Origin of the sequence: Pelistega europaea (assembly GCF_013133775.1) — a bacterium.
Taxonomy (GTDB): Bacteria; Pseudomonadota; Gammaproteobacteria; order Burkholderiales; family Burkholderiaceae_B; genus Taylorella; species Taylorella europaea.
This window is the reverse complement of sequence record NZ_JABGBO010000001.1, coordinates 193,644-210,655: the sequence shown is the minus strand read 5'-3', so window position 1 is coordinate 210,655 and position 17,012 is coordinate 193,644. Positions and strand designations below refer to the sequence as shown.

The following is a 17,012-nucleotide window of genomic DNA, read 5'->3' as shown; positions in this document are numbered from 1 at the left end:
AAGTGTCATTCTGCCGATAAAACTCTTTCTTCATAAGACCTTGCGTCCTCAATCACAATACCGTCATTTTTTAGTTCATTCTCTGTTTTTTGCACAATATCAGTGCGTAGCTTGATAAACTCCTTGATAGAGACTTGTATTTCTTGTATCAATGCTTCTGTCAGGGGTTGATGCATTGCCACCCAAAGACTCAATTCATCCTTGCCCATTGCCCCTGTCACGACTAAACGTGCACGTTTTATTTCAGGGTGCCGTTTTACCACCTTATCCACTAAACTAGGATGTACCATAGCTCCCCGTACTTTTACAGACTGGTCTGCTCGACCCATCCAGCCTTTAATACGTCTATTGGTACGCCCACACGGGGATGTGCCTGGCATAATAACTGACAAATCTCCTGTCCCAAAACGCAACAATGGATAGTCTGGATTCAGTGTTGTCACCACCACTTCACCCACCTCACCATCAGGCACTGGGTCATTGGTACCAGGTTTAACAATCTCTAAAATAATATCTTCAGCGATAACTAGGCCTTCTCGAGCTTTAGTCTCATAAGCAATCAATCCCAAATCTGCAGTACCATATGCTTGATAACCATCAATCCCTCTTTCTGCAAACCATTTTTGTAAGGAAGGAGGGAATGCCTCTGCTGAAAATAAAGCGTGCTTAATAGAAGAAATATCCACCCCCAACTCTGCAGCCTTTTCCACAATAATTCGCAAAAAACTCGGGGTGCCAATATAAGCATTTGGTTTTAAATCATGAATAGCACTGACCTGCATTTCTGTCTGACCCACGCCCGCAGGAAATACTGTAGCTCCCACTGCCAAAGCCGCACTCTCAAACATGGAACCTGCTGGGGTAAAGTGGTACGCAAACGCATTATGCACTAACATACCCTTGCGAATACCTGCTGCATATACCGCTCTTGCCATACGCCAATAATCTGTACGTGCTACTTCAGGTTCAAAAATAGGACCAGGAGAGGAAAACACTCTAGCAGCCTGTCCCCAACCAACTGCAGAGAATCCACCAAAAATACGATTAATCTCATCACCTTGCTCGGCTTTTTGCAAAGCCTTTCGCTGAGAGGTCTGTGCAGCCAACAATTCAGATTTACGTATCACTGGAATTTGAGCAAGATCCTCTCGACTGTTTAATGTGCTGATATTAATTCCTTCCACCTGTTTGGATAAAGCAGGCACCCTCTCTGATAATTGACGCAAATTATCTCGTAAAGCACTAAACAAATGCAGCTCTCTAGCCTCAAGAGATTGTGTCTCTTGAGCATCATAAAAATCTTTAGCCATATCACCCCTCTTTTATGCTAACCAACGCTTACGACGACGATAAAACTTCGTATCTCTAAAGCTCTTACGATTACCGCTATCCAAACCAAGATAGAACTCTTTTACATCTTCATTGTTTGCTAATTCTTCAGCAGTACCGTCCATCATGACACGACCACTTTCCAGGATATAGCCATAATCTGCATAACGCAGTGCAATATTAGTATTTTGCTCAGCTAATAAGAAACTCACTTTTTCGCGTGTATTCAAATCACGCACAATTTCAAAAATTTCTTCCACAATCTGTGGTGCCAAACCCATAGATGGCTCATCTAATAAAATCATATTAGGATTAGCCATCAAAGCACGCCCAATCGCCGCCATTTGCTGTTCACCTCCAGAGGTATAACCAGCCTGACTATTGCGACGTTGTTTAAGACGTGGAAAGTATTGGTAAACCATATCCAAGGAAGCTGCAATATCTCCTTTACTAGCATTACGTGTATAGGCCCCTGTGAGTAAGTTTTCTTCAATACTTAAGTGCCCAAAACAATGACGCCCTTCCATGACCTGAATTACTCCTCGTTTCACAAGGTCTGCAGGTGTCATATCCTCTACTCGTTCTCCTCGATAAAGAATATTTCCCTTAGTCACTTGACCACGTTCACTTCGTAATAGATTTGAAATTGCACGAAGTGTCGTTGTTTTACCTGCACCATTTGCTCCCAGCAACGCCACGATTTTGCCCTCAGGCACCACCAAAGAGACGCCTCGCAGCACCAAGATAACATGGTTATAAATTACCTCAATACCGTTTACATCTAATAGGACATTATTGGCTGTCTGTGTGTTTTCCATAATACTTCCTTATTTGTCACTATTTGCCAGGGTGGGGATTTTTTAGGGTAAACATTCCTGGGGGGACGATTTTCACTCAAGCTCGCCCCTCCTGAGAAAACAACTAAAAAATCTCTGAAAAAGGAGAGTTGCCCCATTTATCATGGTATAACAGCACTCTCCCTATTCCACTCTAGGCACTTTGGCTATGATTGTTCTTTAGAACAATCACGGATTTCGATTTGTTTTTCTTTCGCATATTTCTCAGCTTCCGCCTTGATAATAGGATCTACGAAAGATTTATCAGCTTGGTACCATTGGTCAGAAGTTTCGACAAACTTGGCTCCATCCCAACGCATGATACGTGCCCAGTCATCACCCATATGATTTTCGCAAGTTGTTTTTACTGGGCGTAGCATCTTGTCAAACCCTAACTCTTTGAGACGTTCCTCAGTTAAGTTAAGGTTCTCAAATCCCCAACGCACTTGCTCTGGGGTCATATGCTTACCCTTACCAAATTTCTCTTGTGCTGTACGAATAGCTTCTACTTGCAACATAGAAATCACCATGCCTCGGTTGTAAGCAATTGTGCCTACACTATCGGTTTTTGCTTGCCCTTTGTCAAAGAGATGTGTTTTCAAATCATCATATACTTTGCCACTGGAGTCTCCTGTGTTGTGAATAGTAATGATGTTATAGCCTTTGGCTACTGCTCCCAAATCGCGTACATCACTCTCAGAACCGGCCCACCAAATACCGTAAATCTTTTCACGTGAATAACCAGTTGCTTGAGCCTCACGAATCGCTGTTGGTGTCATGATACCTGCACTCCATAGCAAGACATAGTCAGGACGCTCTTTACGAATATTTAACCAAGTTGATTTTTGCTCTACACCAGGTGCTGTTACAGGGTAAATTAGGAATTTAAAGCCATTGGCTTCAGCACGTGCTTTAAGAAGAGGGATAGGCTCTTTACCATAAGGTGAATCATGGTGTACTAAAGCAATTTTCTTGCCTTTCAACTTGTCTAAACCACCCTCACGCTTAGCAATATCCTGAATCATCACATCAGCTGCTGTCCAATAGTTACCCAACAATGGGAAATTCCATTTAAACACACGACCATCTGCTGATTGAGACAAACCATAACCCACAGTTTCAATTGCCACCTTGTCGTGTGGAGCTTTATCAGAAACGGCAAATGTAATACCGGTTGATTGAGAGTCAAAACCAGAGGCACCACCGTAAGCATTCTTTAAGCGTTCATAACACTCTACACCACGGTCTGTTGCATACCCTGTTTCACACTCTTCAAAACGCAATTTCACACCATTAATACCACCATCGCGTGCATTAACTAAACGCAAGTAGTCAATCTTACCGTCAGCCCAAGGAATACCCAAAGGAGCAAAAGAACCAGTACGATAAGTAAATAATGGAATAAATTGTTCCATCTCTTCAGCTTGTGCTTGTACAGCAACACCGCCCCATAAAGTGGTAAAAGCAACAGCGCTAACTAAGGCTTTAATATGTTTTTTCATCATCGTCTCCTCCGAAATCAATTTCGGTTGTTAAAAATTAAATGGTTTTGTCAATTATGTTGACTTAGTACTGCTCTATTTACTGCTGTAGAGTGTTAATCATTTTCACCAAACTGCCTCCATACAACTCATTCAGTTTATGTTATGAACTCTTACTAGTGTGGGAACGGCCAAATACGTAACTTCTCCCGTGCAATACTCCATAATTTAGCTAATCCATGCGGTTCTACAATTAGGAAAAACACGATAAGTGACCCAAATACCATATGTTGAATATGATCTACTGTATCTACCGCCAATGGTATCCCCAACAGAGCAGGGATACGATTGAGTAGAATTGGCACTAACACAATAAATGCTGCTCCAAAAAAGCTACCCGCAATAGATCCTAAACCACCAATAATAACCATAAACAACAACTGGAATGAACGGTTAAGGTCAAAGGCTAATGGCTCCCATGAACCTAGATGGATATATCCCCATAAAGCACCTGACACACCAACTACAAAAGAACTTACTGCAAATGCTGTTAGTTTTGCATACATAGGACGAATACCAATTACAGCAGCAGCCACGTCCATATCACGAATTGCCATCCACTCACGACCGATAGCACTACGTACAAGATTCTTAATAAGCAGTGCAAAAATCATCACAATTACCAACACAAAAACATATTTCTGTGTCGGTGTTTGGATAGGCAAACCAAAGAAATCTAACAATGGCACTGATACACTACCTGAAGTGGAGTAATTGGTAAAAAAGGGCACTCGCAAGAATGTCCAGTCGACAAAGAACTGTGCCGCAAGTGTAGCAACTGCTAAATACAGTCCACGGATGCGTAAACTTGGAATACCAAACACTACACCCACCAACATAGCAAAGAAGCCCCCCAACAGAATCTGAAGAATCAAAGGCATCTCAGGGATACGCACACCAATATTCCAAGCCGCATAAGCACCCACCGCCATAAAGGCTCCTGTACCCATAGAAATTTGTCCACAATAGCCAACGAGTACATTAAGCCCTAGTGCAGCTAACGATAAAATCAAAAACGGAATCAAAATGCCACTTAAGAAATAATCAGTTGCCACAAAAGGCACTACAAATAAGGCGACTGCAATCAATAAGAGGATGGCAACGCGGTCCTGCAGGATAGGGAAAATCTGTTGATCACTGCGATAACTTGTTTTGAATTGACCATTTTCACGATAAAACATAGCTCTTTTCCTTTTTGAATGGGTTATACACGGTCAATAATTTTTTCACCAAAAAGGCCTTGGGGTCTAAATAGCAAGAACACCAATGCCAATACATAGGCAAACCAAATTTCGATACCACCACCAAAATAAGGACCGAGGTAAGCCTCAGAAAGTTTTTCACCAACACCGATAATCAACCCCCCAATAATCGCTCCTGGTACAGAAGTTAATCCTCCAAGAATTACCACCGGCAAGGCTCGCAAAGCAGCTGTAGACAACGTAAATTGCACACCAAATTTAGAACCCCAAATAATGCCTGCTACCAATGCCACAATCCCAGCCACTGCCCATACAATAACCCAGATACGATTTAGAGGAATCCCTATAGACTGTGCAGCTTGGTGGTCATCTGCTACAGCACGCAATGCACGCCCTGTTGTGGTGTATTGGAAGAAAAGAGCCAATACCAAAACTAAGATAGCTGAAATTGCAGCAGCAGTTAAGTCTTCTAAACTAATAAGAACCCCTCCTTCAAACATACTTTCTAATACAAAGGCTGGGTCTTTGGGCATACCTACATCAATGGAATAAACTGAGCTACCAAATAAGGTCTGCCCTGCCCCATCCAAGAAATAGCTAATACCAAGGGTTGCCATTAATAAAGTTGTCGCTTCTTGGTTAACCAAGTGGCGAAGAACAAATCGCTCGACCAGTATCGCAATCAATACCATCAAAACGGCGGATACGATAAATGCGAGTATATTAGCAAGCAACAAACTCTCTATACCTAGCCACTCTGGAATCCATGCCGAAAAACGCGCCATAGACAAAGCAGCTACTAATACCATCGCCCCTTGAGCAAAGTTAAAAACACCCGATGCTTTAAAGATTAGTACAAATCCCAAACCAACGAGCGCATATAACATGCCGCTCATGAGACCACCAAATAATGTTTCTAAAAAATATCCCATGATTGACCTCAATGCTCTACACCTAAATAGGCACGAATAACTTCTTCATTCGTACGCACTTCATCTGGTGTTCCATCACCAATTTTCTTACCATAGTCCAATACCACTACACGGTCTGAAATGTCCATGACCACACCCATATCATGTTCAATAAGTACAATCGTAGTACCAAACTCGTCATTTACATCGAGGATAAACCGACTCATATCCTGTTTCTCTTCGATATTCATCCCTGCCATAGGTTCGTCTAACAACAACAGACGAGGCTCCATTGCTAAGGCACGCCCTAAATCCACACGCTTTTGTAAACCATAAGGCAAACGCCCTACAGGTGTTTTGCGATAGGCCTGGATTTCAAGAAAATCAATAATATTTTCAACATATTCACGATGGGCGATTTCCTCTTTCTCTGCACCAAAAATACGGAATGCCTGCGATAACAAACTGCTTTTCATGCGTAAATTACGTCCACTCATGATGTTATCCAGTACACTCATACCTTTAAACAAAGCCAAGTTCTGGAAAGTGCGTGCGATACCCATTTCAGCAGCACGACGCGGACTCATTTTTTCAAAAGTTTTCCCATCAAAAACAATAGAACCCTCTTGAGGTGTATACACCCCATTGATTACATTTAACATTGAACTCTTACCCGCTCCATTAGGACCAATAATCGAACGGATTTCATGTTCTTTGACATTAAAAGAGATATTCGTTAAGGCTTTAACACCGCCAAATGACAACGAAATACTCTGCATATCTAGGATAACGTCACCGATTTTCTTTTCATTGACTTGCTGCATATTAGGCTGCCTTTGTTGTGTTAATCACTTTAGCGGACATAATCTTCAAATCCGCACTAATCTTACCTTTACGACCATCTTCATACTTCACTTCTGTTTCAATATATTGTGATGATTTTCCTTCGAAAAGGGCATCAATCAGCACTTTATATTTCTCAGCGATAAAGTTACGACGCACCTTACGAGTACGAGTTAACTCATCATCGTCTGGATCCAACTCTTTATGCAAAATTAAGAACCGATGAATTTGTAATCCTGCCAGTTGCTCATCCTGAGATACATCCTCATTAACTTGATCAATACATTCACCAATTAATTGATAAACCTCGGGTTTGGAGGCTAAATCGGTATAACCTGCATAAGCCAAACCTCGACGCTCCGCCCAGTTAGCTACTGCTTCTAAATCAATATTAATGAATGCAGTCACGAATTCTTTGTTGGCTCCAAAAGCCACAGCCTCTTTGATAAAGGGGAAAAATTTGAGCTTATTCTCAACATACTTTGGTGCAAACAAGCGACCATCCACCAAACGACCGACATCCTTAGCACGGTCAATAATTTTCAAATCCCCATGCGTATCCAAAAAACCAGCATCCCCTGTATGATACCAACCATCCTCAGTAAATGATTCTGCAGTAGACTCTGGATTACGGTAGTATTCGCGGAATAAACCAGGACTTTTAACCTGCACCTCACCATTATCTGCAATACGGATTTGTACTCCTTCCACAGGTGCACCGACAGTATCAGCACGCACCTGCCCATCCTTTTGTACACATACAAATACTGATGTTTCTGTTGAGCCATAAAGCTGCTTCAGATTGATACCAATAGAACGGTAAAAAGTAAACAAATCAGGACCAATAGCCTCACCTGCAGTATAGGCCACACGTACACGACTCATACCTAAAGCATTACGCAAAGGGGCATACATCATGAAATCACCAATCATATATTTGAAGCGATCCCATACACTAACTGCCTCCTTGTCTAAAATTCGCGTACCTACACGCTTTGCCAATTCCATGCAGTTTTTATAAAGCCACTTTTTGAACTTACCTGCATCCTCCATGCGAATAGTCACTTGGGTCAGCAACTCTTCTAACACGCGAGGAGGAGAAAAATAGTAAGTCGGACCCACATCATGCATATCAATAGAAACTGTACTTGGTGACTCTGGATGATTAACAGTAAATCCTGTCGTCAATGCCTGCGCATAAGAAAACATATTTTGACCTATCCAAGCAGGAGGCAAATAAGCCAAGACCTCTTCTTTATTGGTTAATCCCTCCATACGCTCAATCACACGTGCACGGTCAATCAAAGAAGCATGTGTCAATACTACACCCTTAGGCTTACCTGTCGTCCCTGAGGTATAAAACATCGCTGCAGCATCCTCTGGCTGCACACTGTTAACCGCATTCATATACGCATCAGGATGTTTTTGAGCATATAAATCACCATGATTAATTAGCGCATCGAAAGAACAAATCATCGCATCTTTATAGTTGCGCAAACCACGTGGATCATCGTAAACAACAAGTTTTAATGCTGGCACTTGCTCACGCACTTCTAGCATCTTATCGACTTGTTCTTGGTTTTCTACGATAACAATGCGCAAGTCCGCATCTCTGAGCACGTGCACCATCTCTTGTGCTACAGCATCTTGGTACATAGGAACAGGAATACCACCAACAGCTTGTGCCGCCATCATCGCCATATATAAGCGAGGTCGATTCTCACCTACAATACCAATATGCTCACCTTTTTTGACCCCAAGCTCTAGAAATGCATTAGCAACAGACTTTACTTGTGCCGCTACATCAGCCCATGTAAAAATCTGCCAAATACCTAAATCCTTTTCTCGCATTGCAGCTTGGTTGGGTCGCTCTGTAGCGTGTTTTAACAACAATGTTGGAAAAGTGTCTTTCTCCATAGCATTCGCCATGTGTTGTCTCCTTTTCTAGCAATGGATACAAAATCATTTTTTAGTCGTATCCAATTATTGCCTAAATATTAGTTTTTATACTAATTGCAAAACTAAACCATTAAATGTAGTCTAAATGTCATAGGCATGACATTTAACTTTATTTTTAGGGTAAGTCCTTATGAGTATTTTCACTAATTACCACGCCCAATGGTTTGATTTACTAGCCCCTGAGCATCAACAAAGAGTCTGTCAAGACATGCACATCATCCAAGCACCTGCCGGTACGATGATTGCTAAAAAAGGAGAAAAAGCACAGCACTGGATAGGAGTTTTAGAAGGGCTAATTAAGGTATCTGTTGGTAATTCAGAGGGGCGAATCACCTCTCTAACAGGCATTCCTGCAGGTGGTTGGTTAGGCGAAGGCAGCCTTCTCAAGAAAGAAACTCGTCGCTACGATATTTTTGCCTTAAGAGATTCTAAAATTGCAAAACTCCCTCTGGCAACATTTGAATGGTTACTAGACAATAGCATCCCATTTAACCGTTTCTTACTTGAGTTACTCAATGAGCGTGTTAGCCAATTTATTGGGCGAACTGAAAATGATCGTCTGCTTGATGCCGATGGACGTGTTACCACTTGCCTAGCAGAGCTGTTTAACCAGAAACTCTATCCCAACACCGATTTACGCCTAGCTATTACCCAAGAAGAAATCGGTTACCTAGCACGTGTATCTCGTCAACGAGCCAACAAAGCACTAAGAAAATTAGGTGAGTTAGGTGTTATCCGTGTGGAATACGGGGCTATTCAAGTGCTAGACTTAAATCGACTTAAGAGTATGTATCGTGACGAGTAGTATGCAAGACAGAATAAGACTACTACCTAACCATACTCTAAGTAGTAACAGAATAATGTCTTGCTCCAAAAATAGCGCTGCCAATACGCACCTCTGTTGCACCTTCTGCAATCGCTAGCTCAAAATCACCACTCATACCCATAGAGAGTACAGGTAATGCCATACCAGTTTGTTGACGCATTTTCTCTGCAAGTTGACTCACTCCTCTGAAACAGCATCGCACTACTTCAGGGTCGGGACTATTTTCTGCAATCGTCATAAACCCCTTAATGCGTAAGGTATCAAAAGTTTTTAGAGATTGTAAAAACGCAGGGACTTCCTCTGCTAGCATGCCTGTTTTCGTCTCTTCAGTACTACTTTTAATCTGAATTAACGCATCTATTGCACGACCTTCTTTTTGAAGACGTTTATCAAGAGCTACTGCTAGGTCTATACGGTCAAGCGATTGAATCTCATCCGCATATTTGGCTACTTCTTTTGCTTTATTGGTTTGAAGATGACCAATAATAACCCAGCTAAGATGCAAGTCATGCAACACCTCTGCCTTTTGCTTCATCTCTTGTGCCTTATTCTCCCCAAAGCGCCTATAGCCTAATGCAGCAGCCTCCGCAATGACTTCTGGAGGAAAGGTCTTACTCACAGGAAGCAAACTCACCGACGCAGGGTCTCGACCAACTTTCTGACAAGCCAATGCCAATTTTTCTTGGATGTTTTTAAAATTCTCTGCCAGCATAATAAACTCCTGTAAGGCTATACGTCTATTGTACAGCTATCTACTGACCGACTTTAAAAACAAACCTTTTCTGGCAAAACTATTTCTACCAACTTTGATGATTACTCATTGGCCCATCATTATTGCTTCTCTACCCAAATCCCCTATGCCCAATACTTATCTGATACCTAAATCTTTCTCCCCCTATTTTAAGCTTACCAAACAAGTTATCTGTGTTGTAGCCAGTATAAGCCTTGCAAAACACCTTGCCGTATTACACAAGTACGCAATACTCGTTTTAAAATTGTTCTCGTTTTGTAAAAATAAGAAGCAATACTATTGTCTGTCATCAAAAAACATTAAAATCAAACTATTCTTTTTATTTTTGTTACTTACTCAACAATGACAACAGCTTTTGAAAAATTAGTGGCTCAATTATCACTGAAGCCTGTTTCCACCGATATCTATTTAGGTGAAAGTACAGATATACTAAATTCTGGACGAATTTTTGGTGGTCAAGTCCTTGGACAAGCCCTCATGGCCAGTTCACTTACTGTAGATCCTAGCCGCGAAGTGCATTCATTACATAGCTATTTTATCCGCCCTGGGGATGTAGATATTCCTATTCGTTTTGAAGTAGAACGCGTGCGCGATGGCGGTACTTTCTCTAACCGTCGTGTTGTTGCCTACCAAAACGATAAACATATTTTTACTATGGCAACTAGCCACCAAGTACCAGAAAAAGGTTTTGAGCACCAAGATGCAATGCCCGAGGGGCTGCTTGGTCCTGATAGTTTCCCTAGCGAAGCAGAGCTTGCCCAAAAATATCAGGATATTTTGCCCAAATCGATTGTCAAACGTCATATCATTGATGGTGATGCTATTGAAATCCGTGCAGCCTATCCTGACCGTCTGATTAAGGCGGGGGAGTATCCTGCCCAAAATTATTGCTGGTTTAAAGCCAATGGTGAAATTCCTTTAGACAACACCTTACTACATAAGGCAGCTCTGGCTTATGTCAGCGACTTTTACCTAATTTTTACAAGTTTACTTCCGCATAAACAAAGTGCATTTGACCCTAAACTGCAAATGGCAAGTCTAGACCACTCTCTTTGGTTCCATCGCCCTATTAACTTAAATGAATGGAATGTTTATGTTTTAGAGTCCCCTAATGCCTATGGGGGCCGAGGCCTTTGTTTTGGTAAGGTATATAACCAAAGAGGTGAATTGCTGGCAAGTACTGCACAAGAGGGGTTAATTCGTAATACTTCGCGGTTTGCTGGTAAATAAGCACCTTGCTTTCATTAGCAACACCAAGCAGTTAATGTAAGTATTCCTTTGATGCCTTAATCAACACATTTCCTCTGATTTGTAAGCAGCCTATTTAGGGCATTTGATGGGGACAATACTTGATATTGACATAAATAATTTATGCCTTTAGTCACAAAATTAGCTTTGATATTTTTAATCCAAAATTACGCATTTTTGGAAAAAAGCCCCTACTGATTGGTTTATATTACTGGTATTATTCTGGAGAATCATTACTCATCATGCTAGATTTATTTGTCATTTTATTTCTGATTTTTATTAATGGCTTGTTTGCTATGTCAGAAATTGCGGTCGTTTCTTCCAAGCGTTTGCGTTTACAAAAACTCGCTGATGAAGGAAGCAAAGCAGCAAAAGCGGCACTAAATCTAGCCGACGAGCCTAGTCGCTTCTTATCAACGGTACAAATTGGCATTACCTTAATCGGTATTTTTAATGGTGCGTTTGGTGAGGCCTCATTAGTTTCTCGCCTCGTGGTCATGCTAGAGCCTGTATTTGGCAATGCGGCATATCAAGTATCCTTAGCGATTGTGGTCATTGGTATTACACTCGCCTCCTTAATTCTTGGTGAGTTAGTCCCCAAGCGTATTGCCATGCACTACCCCGAAAGAGTGGCGATGTTTATTGCGTTGCCCATGACATGGCTATCACGCATTGTATCTCCTTTTGTATGGATACTGTCCATCAGTACGGACTTTATCCTACGTCTATTTGGGATGTCAGGACAGAAAAGCGATACCCTCACCGAAGAAGACATTAGCGGCATTCTCAATGAAGGTGCAACAGCAGGCTTATTTGAAAAAACCGAACATGAAATCGTAGCACGTGCATTAAGCCTTGATGACAAACCGATTGCGGCTATCATGACCCCTCGTAGTGAAGTACACTACATTGATATTAATGCACCACTAGAAGAAACGTTAGCGGTCATTGCAGATAGCCCTTATTCACGCTTTCCTGTTGTCGAAAATGAATTAGACAATATCATTGGTCTTGTTGACGCAGGCAGTCTTTTTGAGCAACAAATCCGAGGAGAACCTACGGATATCCGTGCGGTGATGAAACCTGCTCGCTTTGTCCCAGAAACCATCAGTGCGATGGACTTATTAGAGACCTTACAACAACATCGCTCAGAAATCGCCATTGTGATCAATGAATATGGTGAGGTTGAGGGTGTTGTTACCCTCCGTGATATTCTCAAAGTGCTTGTCGGCAATAGTATTCCTATCAATGAAGACCAACATTCTGATGCGATTCAACGTAAAGATGGCTCATGGTTGATTGACGGTACTATGACACTAGACCGTTTCCGTGAAGTATTTAATAGCAAGTTGTATTTCCCTGATGAGGAGTTGGAACATTACCATACCCTTGCAGGGTTTGTGATGCACCAGTTAGGACATATCCCCAAAGAAGCAGAATCCATCACATGGCAGAATTTCTATATCGAAGTGGTGGATATGGATAAACACCGTATCGACCGACTATTGGTAAAAGTCGAAGAACCTGAGGCGGAGGAAAAGGAAGAGGCGGATGAGTAAAAAAACAAAACTATCGTTCTTCTAATACTACTCTTAGGTGAAGTTGGAACAGCAATAATCGTGTTATGATAGTCCCGTTTGTTGATTATTTATGTTGTCCCTATACAAACGATGGTGAGTAAACCGCTCCAATAGAGCGGGAGATAACTTTCTTTATACTCCAAATAATAATGCCTAGTCATGTGAAACAATTACTCCACGCTATTGACGAGATGGATTTAGATTCTCTTCGAGAAAGCATTGATATTGAGTGCAAACTAGCTCTTGGCTTCAATGGCAAAGGGGAGCTACCTCGTAGCCTATGGGAAAGCTACAGTGCATTTGCTAATACTAACGGTGGAATTATTGTCCTCGGAGTTAAAGAAAACCCTGACGGTTCATTTACAGTTCAAGGCATTCCTAATTCAGAGCAACTTAAACAAGACTTCTTTAATCTCGTCAACAACCCTCAAAAAGTCAGCGTTAATCTTATTCAGGATAGCGATGTTATCTCCAAAAACATCAATGGGAAAACGGTGCTCTTTATCGGTGTCGAACGTGCCAGACGAGAAGATAGACCCGTGTTTATTAACGGTAATCCACTAGGGAATACTTTTGCTCGTCAACACGGTGGGGACTACAAAATTCCAGATTACCAAATTAAGCGTCTGTTAGCCGACCAAAGCTATGAGAGTTTTGATGATGAAATTCTGGTAAATTTTGGTCTAAACGATTTAGACCCTCAAACAATTAAAGGCTACCGCCAACACTATAAAAACGCCAACCCTGATGCTCCTAGCAATCTCTTAGATGACCAAGAGTTTCTTACCAGTATCAATGCTTTCCGTCATGATAGAGCTACTGGGCAATTAGGACTGACCAAAGCTGGGTTACTTATGTTTGGTAAACACCACCATATTTGGGAGGTGTTCCCCTATTATTGTGTGGACTACCATGAAAAAGACGATAACAATGAAGCTCGTTGGCTAGATCGCGTTGTTCCCGACTTAACATGGAGTGGCAACCTCTTTGACTTTTTCTTTAAGGTGATTCGTAAACTAACGGCAGATTTAAAAGTACCTTTTGTGTTGGATGGTATCTTTCGTAGAGATGATACCCCTGTGCATCAAGCGATACGAGAGGCTTTGGTCAACACATTGGTTCATGCGGATTACAATGATAGGCTCTCTGTACTTATCACCAAATATCCCAACCGTTTTGTATTCCGTAATCCTGGATTGATGAGAATTCCTTTAGAGATTGCCACGCAGGGAGGTTATTCGGATTGCAGAAATCGAACCTTGCATCAAATGTTCCGTCTGATTCGGATTGGCGAGCAAATCGGTTCAGGGATTCCTAAAGTCATTAACAGCTGGAAAAATCAGCACTGGCAAGTGCCTGAATTTAAAGAATTAGTCCAACCTGGTTTTCATACTATACTCACACTCAAAATGACGGACTATCTCCCCCAAGAGGTGATGTCTCACTTACAAGAGCTCCTAGGAGAAAAATTTCAACGACTCAGTGCTGATGAACGTATAATTTTGGCACTCAGCTCCCTAGAGCATGGTGTAGATCACGCTTACTTGGCGAATTATCTCTCTTGCCATCCAGCGGATTTATCGAAAATGCTTCAACGCTTAACTCGACAAAAGCTACTCAATAGCACTGGAGGGCGTTATGCGATTTATACACTCCCAATGATAGGGGATAATAGCTCGAGCATAGGGGATAACAATACCCCCTTGATAGGGGATAACAACCCGAGCATAGGGGATAACACATCTTTAACAAAGAAGAACGGCTCCAGTCAACGCTATACAAAACAACACAAGGAACATAAAAAAGCACTTTTGATAGGGGATAACACCCCAAAAACAGAGCAAAAAGTAGCTTTGATAGGGGATAACAATACCCCCTTGATAGGGGATAAGGAAGTACCTAGGGATAGCCTAGGACGTACTATTGATACCTCATTACAACATCATGCTTATCTTATAGATCAATTAGAAGATTTAACTCCAGCATACAAAAAAGAACTTCTCTCTATCGCACAACCTGCTCGAGAGAAAACACGCCTGTCTGCTGTAGACATGGAAAAAATCATCCTAAGCATCTGCTCACAGCAGTACGTTTCATTGAGTGCCTTATCAGAACTCCTTAATCGTAGAGAGGATTCATTGCGTCAGCAATACCTAAGTGGATTGCTTAAAAAGAAAGCTTTGCTATTGGCATATCCACATCATCGCAGACATAAGAGACAGGCTTACTGCACTGCACCACAGTAGGTGCATAAAATACTCTACCTATTAATCCAACAATTCGCTTTGAATGGTAAAATGCGCTTGTTTAAAGCAGAAGTTCTTGTCCGATACGCAGTCAAAACTAAATAGCAAAAAATATCAACAGAAAAACCAATAAGCCATTGAGCAACACAGAAATACAGTTTCTTTCTCGCAGGGCAGTGTCAAAAATTTTTCGCTATTTTTGCACTGCCCTTATCCTCCTACATTATAAGTATCATAACTGCGGATAAATTCCCGGACCTAATGGCAAACCAAAGAATACCCATGCCAGCAACACTAAAATCCAAATAGACAAAAAGCCCATCGAAATCGGTAACATGATGGACATTAATGATCCAATACCTAAGTCTTTCTTATATTTCTGCATACACACTAAGCACACAGAGAAATAGGGGCTCATCGGTGAAATAATGTTGGTTGTAGAGTCACCTATTTTAAACATGGCTAAAGTAAATGCAGGATGGTAATCCACCAACATCAACATAGGAACAAAAATAGGCGCCATCAATGACCATTGCGCGGAGCCACTGGTCATAAAAATATTCAACGCAGCACTCATTAGGATAAAAGCAACCATCATTGAGTAACCAGTAAACTGCGTATGCTCCAAAAAGATTGAACCTTGAATGGCGATATACTGCCCCAAACTTGACCAATTAAAATAAGCAATAAATTGAGAAATCACAAAGAATAGAACTAGCGTTGATGCCATCTCTTTAACTGCATCTCGCATTAGCGCTGGAATATCAGACAACTTTGTAATTTTCCCTACAGTCTTACCGTAAGTGATGCCTAGTGTCATAAAAAAGCCAAATAAAATAGGCACAAAAGCTTTTAAAAATGGAGAAGGCACCAAACCACCTTGAGGATTACGTAACGGTGAGGAGCTAGGTAATACAATGAGTAAAATTAAAGCAAAAAAAATAATCATTGCCCATAGTGTATTTCTTAGACCCCTTTTCTCGAGATCAGTCAAATCCCTTGGCGCTTCCACTGTAATATCAGGATCAATCGTCAGCGTCCGTGTTAAACGGGGCTCAATCAACTTATCAACGATTAAAGTACCTACAATGGCCAAAGAAATAACGGAGGCTACAGAGAAAAAGTAATTGTCCAATGGACTGACATAAAAATTAGGGTCTACAAGTCTCGCTGCCTCTGTTGTCAACCCCGCAAATAAGGCGTCTCCTGTAGTAACCAATAAACTCACATCAAATCCTGCCCCTGCTGCTCCATAAGCCGCAGCAGCTCCTGCGATAGGATGACGACCAAGCGAATGATAAATCATTGCTACTAATGGAATAAGAATGATGTAATTTGCATCAGAAGCAATACTTCCGGTAATCCCAACAATAAATACCGTAAAAGTCAGAAAAGAACGGGGAACCTTACTCACACTAGTACGGATTAGAACTGGCAACAATCCCACTTTATCAGCTAAGCCAATACCAAACATAGCAATAATCACCACACCTAGGGGAGGAAATTTCACAAAGTTAGTTACCATGCTAGTAAAAATAAACTGAATACCTTGTGTAGACAGTAAACTTTTAATAACGACTTCAGCCCCTGTTTTGGGATTCACTGCAGAAACCCCCAAAGAAGACAAGATGGCAGTAACAATAATCACTATAATTGATAAGCTGACAAACAAAAAGAATGGATGCGGCAGTCGATTACCAACTCTTTCGACAAAATTCAAAAATTTATCCATAAAAACTC

The 17,012-nt window shown here is 41.4% G+C and carries 13 protein-coding genes; 4 read left to right on the top strand and 9 right to left on the bottom strand.

Annotated features, from left to right (window positions below; all coding sequences use genetic code 11):
• Positions 1–5: 5 nt before the first annotated feature.
• The 7 genes from HKX40_RS00945 to HKX40_RS00915 form a co-directional block, all read right to left on the bottom strand.
• The gene (locus HKX40_RS00945) at positions 6–1,310 is read right to left on the bottom strand and encodes a phenylacetate--CoA ligase family protein (RefSeq protein WP_171587690.1); all 1,305 of its coding nucleotides are present in this window, start codon (positions 1,308–1,310) and stop codon (positions 6–8) included.
• 12 nt (positions 1,311–1,322) lie between these two features.
• Positions 1,323–2,147, bottom strand: a complete 825-nt coding sequence (locus HKX40_RS00940; RefSeq protein ID WP_171587689.1) for an ABC transporter ATP-binding protein — start codon at positions 2,145–2,147, stop codon at positions 1,323–1,325.
• A 185-nt stretch (positions 2,148–2,332) separates the two neighbouring features.
• The gene (locus HKX40_RS00935; protein WP_246233514.1) at positions 2,333–3,580 is read right to left on the bottom strand and encodes an ABC transporter substrate-binding protein; all 1,248 of its coding nucleotides are present in this window, start codon (positions 3,578–3,580) and stop codon (positions 2,333–2,335) included.
• 242 nt (positions 3,581–3,822) lie between these two features.
• Positions 3,823–4,887 carry a branched-chain amino acid ABC transporter permease gene (locus HKX40_RS00930; protein WP_171587687.1) on the bottom strand — a complete coding sequence of 355 codons (1,065 nt, stop codon included), beginning with the start codon at positions 4,885–4,887 and terminating at the stop codon, positions 3,823–3,825.
• A 23-nt stretch (positions 4,888–4,910) separates the two neighbouring features.
• Complete coding sequence (locus HKX40_RS00925; RefSeq protein ID WP_171587686.1) at positions 4,911–5,840, bottom strand: branched-chain amino acid ABC transporter permease; 930 nt, start codon at positions 5,838–5,840, stop codon at positions 4,911–4,913.
• 8 nt (positions 5,841–5,848) lie between these two features.
• Positions 5,849–6,643 (bottom strand): ABC transporter ATP-binding protein, encoded by a 795-nt coding sequence (locus HKX40_RS00920; RefSeq protein WP_171587685.1) that lies wholly within the window; start codon positions 6,641–6,643, stop codon positions 5,849–5,851.
• 1 nt (position 6,644) lies between these two features.
• A complete protein-coding gene (locus HKX40_RS00915; RefSeq protein WP_171587684.1) occupies positions 6,645–8,591 on the bottom strand; it encodes an AMP-dependent synthetase/ligase in 1,947 nt (648 codons plus the stop codon).
• A 160-nt stretch (positions 8,592–8,751) separates the two neighbouring features.
• On the opposite strand from HKX40_RS00915, the gene HKX40_RS00910 reads away from it, so the two are divergent.
• Positions 8,752–9,426, top strand: a complete 675-nt coding sequence (locus HKX40_RS00910; protein WP_171587683.1) for a Crp/Fnr family transcriptional regulator — start codon at positions 8,752–8,754, stop codon at positions 9,424–9,426.
• Between the two features lie 37 nt (positions 9,427–9,463).
• Here HKX40_RS00910 and HKX40_RS00905 read toward each other — a convergent pair whose 3' ends face one another.
• On the bottom strand, positions 9,464–10,159 hold the full coding sequence (locus HKX40_RS00905; RefSeq protein WP_171587682.1) for a YggS family pyridoxal phosphate-dependent enzyme: 696 nt from the start codon (positions 10,157–10,159) through the stop codon (positions 9,464–9,466).
• 381 nt (positions 10,160–10,540) lie between these two features.
• Between HKX40_RS00905 and HKX40_RS00900 the strand changes: the two genes are divergently transcribed.
• The 3 genes from HKX40_RS00900 to HKX40_RS00890 all read left to right on the top strand — a co-directional run bounded on the left by HKX40_RS00900 (position 10,541) and on the right by HKX40_RS00890 (position 15,272).
• Positions 10,541–11,428, top strand: a complete 888-nt coding sequence (locus HKX40_RS00900; protein ID WP_171587681.1) for an acyl-CoA thioesterase — start codon at positions 10,541–10,543, stop codon at positions 11,426–11,428.
• Between the two features lie 260 nt (positions 11,429–11,688).
• Positions 11,689–13,005 (top strand): hemolysin family protein, encoded by a 1,317-nt coding sequence (locus HKX40_RS00895; protein WP_171587680.1) that lies wholly within the window; start codon positions 11,689–11,691, stop codon positions 13,003–13,005.
• Positions 13,006–13,187: 182 nt separating this feature from the next.
• The gene (locus tag HKX40_RS00890) at positions 13,188–15,272 is read left to right on the top strand and encodes an ATP-binding protein (protein ID WP_216605123.1); all 2,085 of its coding nucleotides are present in this window, start codon (positions 13,188–13,190) and stop codon (positions 15,270–15,272) included.
• 232 nt (positions 15,273–15,504) lie between these two features.
• Here HKX40_RS00890 and HKX40_RS00885 read toward each other — a convergent pair whose 3' ends face one another.
• Positions 15,505–17,004, bottom strand: a complete 1,500-nt coding sequence (locus tag HKX40_RS00885) for an AbgT family transporter (protein ID WP_171587678.1) — start codon at positions 17,002–17,004, stop codon at positions 15,505–15,507.
• Positions 17,005–17,012: the final 8 nt, after the last annotated feature.

Coding starts and splice junctions, on each gene's coding strand:
- HKX40_RS00940 (WP_171587689.1), bottom strand. CDS start 2,147: ATGGAAAACACACAGACAGCCAATAATGTCCTATTAGATGTAAACGGT.
- HKX40_RS00915 (WP_171587684.1), bottom strand. CDS start 8,591: ATGGCGAATGCTATGGAGAAAGACACTTTTCCAACATTGTTGTTAAAA.
- HKX40_RS00885 (WP_171587678.1), bottom strand. CDS start 17,004: ATGGATAAATTTTTGAATTTTGTCGAAAGAGTTGGTAATCGACTGCCG.
- HKX40_RS00905 (WP_171587682.1), bottom strand. CDS start 10,159: ATGCTGGCAGAGAATTTTAAAAACATCCAAGAAAAATTGGCATTGGCT.
- HKX40_RS00900 (WP_171587681.1), top strand. CDS start 10,541: ATGACAACAGCTTTTGAAAAATTAGTGGCTCAATTATCACTGAAGCCT.
- HKX40_RS00925 (WP_171587686.1), bottom strand. CDS start 5,840: ATGGGATATTTTTTAGAAACATTATTTGGTGGTCTCATGAGCGGCATG.
- HKX40_RS00935 (WP_246233514.1), bottom strand. CDS start 3,580: ATGGAACAATTTATTCCATTATTTACTTATCGTACTGGTTCTTTTGCT.
- HKX40_RS00920 (WP_171587685.1), bottom strand. CDS start 6,643: ATGCAGCAAGTCAATGAAAAGAAAATCGGTGACGTTATCCTAGATATG.
- HKX40_RS00895 (WP_171587680.1), top strand. CDS start 11,689: ATGCTAGATTTATTTGTCATTTTATTTCTGATTTTTATTAATGGCTTG.
- HKX40_RS00910 (WP_171587683.1), top strand. CDS start 8,752: ATGAGTATTTTCACTAATTACCACGCCCAATGGTTTGATTTACTAGCC.
- HKX40_RS00945 (WP_171587690.1), bottom strand. CDS start 1,310: ATGGCTAAAGATTTTTATGATGCTCAAGAGACACAATCTCTTGAGGCT.
- HKX40_RS00930 (WP_171587687.1), bottom strand. CDS start 4,887: ATGTTTTATCGTGAAAATGGTCAATTCAAAACAAGTTATCGCAGTGAT.